Origin of the sequence: Tritonibacter multivorans, from assembly GCF_001458415.1 — a bacterium.
GTDB lineage: Bacteria > Pseudomonadota > Alphaproteobacteria > Rhodobacterales > Rhodobacteraceae > Epibacterium > Epibacterium multivorans.
In genome coordinates this window covers 92,018-99,762 of sequence record NZ_CYSD01000018.1, presented here as the reverse complement: position 1 = coordinate 99,762, position 7,745 = coordinate 92,018, and the positions used below count along the sequence as shown (strand labels likewise).

8 protein-coding genes are annotated in these 7,745 nt (G+C 60.0%); 6 read left to right on the top strand and 2 right to left on the bottom strand.

The window, feature by feature from the left end; genetic code table 11:
- The 3 genes from TRM7557_RS20365 to TRM7557_RS06415 form a co-directional block, all read left to right on the top strand.
- Positions 1-147, top strand: a 147-nt coding sequence (locus TRM7557_RS20365; RefSeq protein ID WP_207382631.1) for a PAAR domain-containing protein, incomplete at its 5' end; no start/stop codon positions are given.
- Positions 148-734: 587 nt separating this feature from the next.
- Positions 735-1,046: a hypothetical protein gene (locus TRM7557_RS06420; protein WP_058289388.1), complete on the top strand. Its 312-nt coding sequence runs from the start codon at positions 735-737 to the stop codon at positions 1,044-1,046.
- Between the two features lie 241 nt (positions 1,047-1,287).
- A complete protein-coding gene (locus tag TRM7557_RS06415; RefSeq protein ID WP_165592418.1) occupies positions 1,288-2,025 on the top strand; it encodes a helix-turn-helix transcriptional regulator in 738 nt (245 codons plus the stop codon).
- A gap of 560 nt (positions 2,026-2,585) precedes the next feature.
- On the opposite strand, the gene TRM7557_RS06410 is transcribed toward TRM7557_RS06415, so the two are convergent.
- Entirely contained in the window at positions 2,586-3,443 is an 858-nt protein-coding gene (locus tag TRM7557_RS06410) for a M48 family metalloprotease (protein WP_082626530.1), read from the bottom strand.
- Between the two features lie 315 nt (positions 3,444-3,758).
- On the opposite strand from TRM7557_RS06410, the gene TRM7557_RS06405 reads away from it, so the two are divergent.
- The 3 genes from TRM7557_RS06405 to TRM7557_RS20360 all read left to right on the top strand — a co-directional run bounded on the left by TRM7557_RS06405 (position 3,759) and on the right by TRM7557_RS20360 (position 6,887).
- Positions 3,759-5,642 carry a putative bifunctional diguanylate cyclase/phosphodiesterase gene (locus TRM7557_RS06405; RefSeq protein WP_058289386.1) on the top strand — a complete coding sequence of 628 codons (1,884 nt, stop codon included), beginning with the start codon at positions 3,759-3,761 and terminating at the stop codon, positions 5,640-5,642.
- A 110-nt stretch (positions 5,643-5,752) separates the two neighbouring features.
- Complete coding sequence (locus TRM7557_RS06400) at positions 5,753-6,628, top strand: TIGR01459 family HAD-type hydrolase (RefSeq protein ID WP_058289385.1); 876 nt, start codon at positions 5,753-5,755, stop codon at positions 6,626-6,628.
- A gap of 136 nt (positions 6,629-6,764) precedes the next feature.
- Complete coding sequence (locus TRM7557_RS20360) at positions 6,765-6,887, top strand: hypothetical protein (RefSeq protein ID WP_268873712.1); 123 nt, start codon at positions 6,765-6,767, stop codon at positions 6,885-6,887.
- A gap of 353 nt (positions 6,888-7,240) precedes the next feature.
- On the opposite strand, the gene TRM7557_RS06395 is transcribed toward TRM7557_RS20360, so the two are convergent.
- Positions 7,241-7,726, bottom strand: a complete 486-nt coding sequence (locus TRM7557_RS06395; RefSeq protein ID WP_058289384.1) for a hypothetical protein — start codon at positions 7,724-7,726, stop codon at positions 7,241-7,243.
- Positions 7,727-7,745: the final 19 nt, after the last annotated feature.

The following is a 7,745-nucleotide window of genomic DNA, read 5'->3' as shown; positions in this document are numbered from 1 at the left end:
CCCAAACACCCGCCGCATGGTCGGGCTTTGGCCGCAGGATCCAGCAGCGTGTTCATCAATGGTCAACCCGCTGGCCGCGTCGGCGATGCCATCGACTGTGGCGGTTCCATCTCCAATGGGTCTGGAGACGTGTTTATCGGCGGGTAATCCTATTTCCTGTGGTTTACAGATTGGGAGTTGTTTCAACTGACAACACATTGGAAGCCGCCATTGGTACATATGCAGCGAAATGGTGCTTTGTTAAGCTCCCCTTCCGCTCGATGATGGTTGGCGGCTGCATGCGCGGCGAAGGTCGGCTCCTTCCCTTGCCTTGCGGCATGCGACCGACGATTGACTGCCAGATCCGCCGACTTTGCAAATGTCGCTATCTGCGCAAAGCGGACGCACCACGTTACCTAAGCTGCTACCGCAGCGAATGGCGGCAAGGTCCGCAGAACGGCTTCCAAAAGGAGCGGCGATATGCGGCGGCTTCCGATCCTGTCAACGGCATCCCCACTGCGGCCTGTCTGGCAAACTCTTAATCAGCTGAAACTGGGTGTGGGCTGCCCTGCGCCCCCAAACCACCAGCGCCCTTTGTTGGGCGACAAACGGGCGCGCTCTGCCTTCAGGATTGGTATGTTAAAGAACGGCTAAAACTTGCGGCAATGTCCACAATGCTGCCACATCCGTCCAAGATTTAGGACATCTGCGCCACCTAGCTGTGTTTCCACGGAACAACGAAGGAGAGCGCAATTATGTCCCGACCCACATCTGTAGCCATCCCCAAAGCTCTGCGGTTTACGTTGGATCGTCTGGTCGGGTTTGTCCTGCGCAACCTCAATCTCATGGCCTTCAGCATTGGCCTGATGATGATCCTGCTTCTGGATCGCGAGGCATTGGCACCGGCCTATCTGGCGCTTGGCTTTGCGTGGTTGATGACCTGGCTGGTGGCCGGTCAGCACCAGGGCACCCGCCCTGCCCGTCGCCGCGTCCTGCTGACAGAGACACGCACATTGGGGGGCACATTGGGAGGCACACTAGAGGGCAGCGTCACCATGCTGGACTGAGCCGCCCCCGCCTGATCCTGCCCGCCGCGCGCTGATCCTGCCCGTACCCCGTCCGCCCTCTGGCGAATCACCCTGACCGGGGGCTGCGCAACCGCCGCGTGCCCCGAAGTCTGCCAACGCACGGCCCGGAGCAGCAAATCAGCGTCAACTGGCAATATTCATAGGATGTGAATATTCCCATGCGCAATCCAGCCCCCTAAAATCACGACAGTTTTAAATGTTTGTGATTTTAGAGGCACCGATGGCATCTGCAAAAAATGCTTTGATTGATGCGCTCGAACGGTTGGTAAACACCCCAAACCCCGAGGCCCGCTGGAAGGCCGCAACCGATTTGTCTTCGGAACTGGGTCTGGGCAGCATTCTTGTGGCCGAGCTGGCGTTTCAGACGCAGGACATCCACTGGGTGAACACCAATATGTCCGACGCCTGGATGGAAGAATACCTCGCCGAAGACTACCTGTCGGTGGACCCGCTGATCCCTGATCTGGCCGCCGGGCATCACATCAACCGTGTTGCCTTCGGCACCCTGCACAGGATGGATGCAGCCAGCCAGAAAGCCTGGTCGCTGAACCACGGGCTGCAAAGCGAAGGCTTCGGGCATATGATCTGTTCCCGCTATGGCGGCACTGATCTGGGCAAGACGGTCACCCTGGGCTTTACCCCCGACCTGCATGAGCAGGATCTGCCCTTCGACCACCATCTGTTTTCGGCCCTGCTGGCCAGCACCATTGGCGCCCCCGTGACCAGCGCGGCCAATACCCGACTGGGGGCTGCGCCGACCTCTCCGCTTACCCAGCGCCAACGCGAAGTGCTGTCGCTGCTGGCCGAGGGCAACCAGACCGCGCGGATCGCCGAACGGCTGGGGCTGTCAGAACCGGCGGTGTCGCAGCACTTCGCCAATGCCCGCAAGGCGCTCGGGGCGCAGACCCGTGAACATGCGCTGGCCATTGCCCTGCGCGATGGGCTGATCGACTTCTAAGCCTGCCCTCCGCGCAGCCCGGCCACCGGGCACAACAGCGCGGCTTGCAGCCCAAGGCTGTAGCGTCACTGCCTCGCCGCTTTACCACAACCACCACTTACGTAAGCGTAAGTGCAAAAGCATGCGCATCCCCTTTAAACGAATAAATAATTTTCACCTCAGGCGGTGAACCGTATAAATTTGCCATTGCTGGATATGCTAAAACCGGAATGATTGACCTATGGACATCCAGAAGGTTGACCCAAGATGAAACAGCCCAGCCTGCCCTGCAGGCCCCTGTTTTTCCGCACACCGCTGCGCTGCGAATGGGCCTCAGAGAATTTGTCCACTTTCAGGCAGACAGCATCAACCTCCGCGTCAAGGGCGTCGAGATTGACACGCTGTAGATTTCGCCCTGTGAAATGAAAGGCGGCAGGCGGACCGACCACAGCCTTGCCGGCGCTGTGGCTGTGGTGCGCACAGGTCTGCCCCCATCCGCTGCACGGCGCGCCGACAGTCGGTTCCTGTGCCGGGATTACTGGGCCTGGATTACTCGGCCGGGGGGTTACTGGGCCGGGGGGTTACTGGGCCGGCCGCAGCCCTTGCCCCCGGTCGATCTCCGCCTGGGTTGCCAGCACCAGCGCCAGACGCTTTTCATCCGGCGGATGGGTGCTCCAGAAGTTCAGGCCGCCGGACGGGCTTTGTGGTTTGCCGGGGCGGGCAAAGAACCGCGCGCCTTTGGGCGCGTCATAGCCTGCGGCATGGGCAATCCGGGTTCCCAGACTGTCGCTTTCCAGCTCGTAGGTCTGGGAATAAGCAATGCCCCCAACAGCCGCCCCGACGCCCAGACCGCGCGCCAGCGCGTCCTCGTCAAAATCGCCGCTGACGGCCGTGGCAAGCCCCGCCAGCGTGCCCGCGATCAGCGCGCCGGCTGCGACCTGCTGCTGTTTCTTTTCAATATGGCCGCCAATGAGATGGCCGTATTCATGCGCCATGACAAAAGCCGCCTCATCATCATTGCGGGTGACCTGCAACAGCGGCAGCGACATGCGGATCACCGGGCGGCCCTTCTCGTAGGTGAAATAGGCGTTGGCCTCTTTCATCTGGCGGTCAATTTCGATCTGGACCTGACAATCCACCTGTGGGCCGCGCAGCTGTTCGCAGGCGGACCGCCCGGCCGGGCGCACGCGGCGGGCGACGCGATCAAACCGCGCCTGTGCGGCGGCGGCTGAAATCGGTTTGGGCGGCGGCGTGCTGCGGGCTTCGGCAAAGATGCGACTGGCCTGCGCCTCGTAGGTGCCGGTGGTGCTGGGCAGATCATAAGCCGTGCCACAGGCGGTAAGCGCGGTCAAACCAGCAACCGCCAGCCCCAGAGCACGCGGTCGCAACCGGTTGCGGACCAAATCAGACCTGATCGGTGGAAACCAAGAGCGTGTCATAGGCGCCCCTTCCTAAAAACTTCGGATCACATGTGCAGCCTTACAGGGTGTCGGCGGCGACGCCGCTGAGTGTGACAAGACCAGAGAGCGCTGACAAGTCCCGGATTTTACGGCGTTGTTTATGGCGACTTTGCGCAAGGCTTGGAAAAAATTTACGGCTCGGACCTAGCCTGAAGGGGATGATGAGTGCCCTGTTACCCAACGCCCGACCGGCGCCCGCGCGCCTGCCCGTGTAGCTGCGGGCGTCGGTCAGCCACAGCGCCTTTGTTGTCGTACGCCGTTGTTTTTATGTGCCCTCAAAGCGGATGTGTTTTTGTGTTCAGCTCCCTGCCCCCGCTGCTTGTGCTGCCTGTCCTTCTGGCCGGTCTGGTGGCTATGGTGATCATGATCCGGCGCGGGGCGCTGTCGGTGCTGAAACAGATGCGCGACCTGCGCGCGTTCAAGATCGTCGCCGAACATGCCAATGACGGCATGTTGCTGCAAAGGATGGATGGCACCATCCTGTGGTGCAACCCCGCCTATGCGCGCCTGCTGGGGCGCCCCCGGGAATTCTGGATCGGGAAGAAGCCGCAGAAATGGGTCTTTCCACCAGAAATCTGCCCGTCAGACGCGGAAATCGCCGCCTTTCGCTATGATCCCGAGGGGGCTTATTTTCGCGAATTCACCATCTATGAAAACCTGCGCGGCGACGGCAGCCGGTTCCACAGCCAGTTTTCGTTGGCCGCCGTGGATGTCGCAGGCGAGCAGATGGTGGTGCTGTCCTGCCGCGATGTCTCCGAAGAGGTGGCGCAGACAAAAGCGCTCGAACGGGCCTTGTCGCAACTGGAACAGGCGGTCAACTTTGACGCGCTGACCGGATTGGCCAATCGCCGCAAGCTGCTCGACGTGCTGGAAACCGCCCTTGCCCAGACCGAAGCCAGCGGTGCCAAACTGGGGTTGATCCATGTGGATCTGGATAAGTTCAAGGCCATCAATGACACCCATGGCCATGCCGCAGGCGACGCGGTTCTGGTTCAGGCCGCCGCCGCCCTGCGGGCCTGTCTGCGCCCCTCAGATCTGGCGGCGCGGATCGGCGGAGACGAATTTATTGTTGTGCTCCCGCATCTTGGGGCCGTGCCGGACCAGTTGGAAATGATCGCGCGGCGGATCCTCGATCACATGACCACCCCGTTCCAATGGTGCGGGATAGAGCTGTCTTATGGCGCAAGCCTTGGCCTGGCCACCGCAGCCCCCGGCGATGATCCTGAAGAGCTGATCCAGAAAGCTGACTTTGCGCTTTACGAGGTCAAAGCCAGCGGTCGCGGCGATTTCCTGTATTTTGACGCGGCACTGGACGACAAGAAAACCGAACAGAAAGAACTGAGCGATGCGCTGACGCTGGCGATCCGCGACGGGCAGCTGCTGTTTCATTACCAGCCCGTTGTGTCCCTGAAAGACGCCCGCATCGTTGGGGTGGAAACGCTCGTCCGCTGGCACCACCCAGAGCGCGGCCTGGTGACACCGGCCAAATTCCTGCCCCTCGCAGCCGACATTGGTCTGTTGACGCAGCTGGATGAAACCGCGCTGGCCGCCGCGATCACCGCGCGCCAGACGCTGTCGCGGGCCGGGTTTGACCAGATGCACGTCAGCTTCAATGCCTCGCTGCAATCGCTGGCCGACCCGCAGTTGGTGGACCGGATGACCTGGGCTGCGGATGCCGCCGATCTGGATCAGCACCAGCTGATGGTCGAGATTCTGGAAACCGCCTTCCTGCCCACGAAGGGCAGTGAACGCCTGCTGGAAGGCGCGGATGTGCGCCAGCAGATCAGCCGCCTTTGCGCGGCCGGATTTGATGTGCTGCTGGATGATTTTGGCACCGGCTATGCGGGCCTGTCGCATCTGGCGCGACTGGATGTAACAGGCGTCAAGGTGGACCGCAGCCTGGTGGCAGAAATGGGCCACAGCACCAGTGCGGCCCAGGTCCTGTCAGCGGTTGTGGATCTGGCCTGCAAGCTCGAGATGATGGTGATCGCCGAAGGGGTCGAAGACGCAGGTCAGGCCCGCGTGTTGCATCAGGCAGGCTGCCATCTGGCGCAGGGCTATGCGTTCTCGCCGCCTCTGCCGTTGCCGGATCTGCTGGACTGGCTGCCGCAGTACGACCCGCAGGCGTTTTACGACCATCATATCGCCTTGCGAGCGGACAGCAGCCGCCGCGCCTGACGGGGCTGGCGCAAGCCGACGCCCCCACCGGACAGGCCACAGGGCCTAGCCAAACCCCATAGGCTCTGCCATAGCTGCGCGGGAAACCTTGCGGAACTCATGAGGCGCCTATGGCACAGATTATCTCCTCCCTCTCGGAAATCTCGCGCAACTACAAAGCGCTGTTCGTCGACCTTTGGGGCTGCGTGCACAATGGCATCACCGCCTATCCCGCCGCTGTCAAAGCCCTGCAGGACTACCGCGCGCAAGGGGGCATTGTGGTGCTGGTGACCAACTCCCCGAAACCGCGCGCAGGCGTCGCGGCGCAGCTCGGTCAATTTGGCGTGCCGGATGACGCTTATGACACCATCGCCACCTCGGGCGACAGCGCGCGCGCTGCAATGTTCACCGGCGCGGTCGGCAATAAGGTCTATTTCATGGGCGAATGGGAGCGCGACGAGGGCTTTTTTGAACCTTTGAAAGTCATCGACAACCCGACCGAGATCACCCGCGTCCCTCTGGCCGAGGCCGAGGGCATTGTCTGCTGCGGCCCCTTCGACACCATGGCCGATCTGGACGTGAACCGCCCCGACCTGCTGCTCGCGAAAACCAATGGTCTGAAGCTGTTGTGTGCCAACCCCGACATCGTCGTGGACCGCGGCGAAGTGCGCGAATGGTGCGCCGGTGCGATTGCCAAGATGTACACCGATATGGGCGGCGAGAGCCTTTATTTCGGCAAACCGCACCCGCCGATCTATGATCTGGCCCGCCGTCGCCTGGCCGAAATTGGCCATACGTTTGACGACAGCGAGATCCTGGCCATCGGCGACGGCCCGCACACCGACATCGAAGGCGCCATGGGCGAAGGCATCGACAGCCTGTTCATCACCGGCGGCCTAGCCGCAAGCGAGACCAAAACGACCGATCAGCCCGAAGCCGAAGCGCTCGCTGCCTATCTCGACAAAGAACAGCGCGCGCCCACCTATGCGATTGGTTTCCTGCGCTAATCTGCACGAATACATAGGAACGCGAAAAGAGCCGCCTCGGCATGGGGCGGCTTTTTATGTTTGCGCCACCCACAGCTGCAAAGACCAGCACACATCGTGCCGTTGAAGAAAGCGTTGCCGATGCCCTGTCGCGCGCATGATCCAGATGGGAGCTCCGGTTTTTCTGGTCGAAGACAGCGTGCTGTCGCCCCTGTGCCCAGCAGTTCACCCCATCAAGGGCGCGGAAGCTGCCAAAGCGGCAGGATTTGTAACCCATTGATTTTGCGTTCTTCAAACGACGTGGACCTCTGAAAACACACTACGATCAACGGCTTCTGATCTGATGGCATCCCTCTAAGGGACATGCACGAGAGAGTTTAGCCAGACAATTTAAAAGCCTGCGTGTTTGTAGGTTTTTCCAGCATCCCGAAGGCGATATTTTTCCCCTTAAAATCAAAAGCATAGCGGGCACTTGAAAATTACTTCAAACTTAAATCATGCAATAAAACCACAAAGCGTGCTCGTTCAAATTGTTGACGACCCGCCTTTTATTCAATCAATGGCATTTCGCACCGCTTGGCCACAAAAATAGCCCGCGCAAAGCGCGGGCTTTCTTATTGGAGCTATTGTTGATCAGCGACGTATAGTGACTTCAAATGGCCTGTCCTTCCGAATCATTGTCGCATAATCCGAATGCGTAAAAGGTGTTGCGATTGAGTTCATCCCCGTTTTCGTGACCCACACATCCACAAAATGTTCGCGCTTCAATTGATTGGATTTTTGCTTAACGGCTGAGCCCACAGCTTTCATGACCAATTCAAAAACCAGTCCCCAACGAAAGGCGCCGGCAGTCGTCAATCGGTGCAGAAAATCTCCCGAAGTCAAATCATCATCGACAGAAAGGTTCGCTTCTATTGCATAGCTGCCCACGATGCTGTTGACCTCCTCAATATCCACCTCGAGATCAATATCATCCAGGCGCACATGCGCGACTTTGCGAAAGAGCTGTTCAAGCTTGGGGATGCTGTCCGCAAGCTCTGGCACACCAGACAAGATGAGCATCATGGGCCAGTCAGGGCCTTTCACCAGCGTTTTGAAACAGTCGAGAACCTCTAGCAATGCAGCGTCATTCTTGTTC

Excerpts from the sequence above, each read along its gene's own strand:
- TRM7557_RS20360 (WP_268873712.1), top strand. The coding sequence starts at position 6,765 with ATGATCCAGATGGGAGCTCCGGTTTTTCTGGTCGAAGACAGCGTGCTG.
- TRM7557_RS06400 (WP_058289385.1), top strand. The coding sequence starts at position 5,753 with ATGGCACAGATTATCTCCTCCCTCTCGGAAATCTCGCGCAACTACAAA.
- TRM7557_RS06420 (WP_058289388.1), top strand. The coding sequence starts at position 735 with ATGTCCCGACCCACATCTGTAGCCATCCCCAAAGCTCTGCGGTTTACG.
- TRM7557_RS06415 (WP_165592418.1), top strand. The coding sequence starts at position 1,288 with ATGGCATCTGCAAAAAATGCTTTGATTGATGCGCTCGAACGGTTGGTA.
- TRM7557_RS06410 (WP_082626530.1), bottom strand. The coding sequence starts at position 3,443 with ATGACACGCTCTTGGTTTCCACCGATCAGGTCTGATTTGGTCCGCAAC.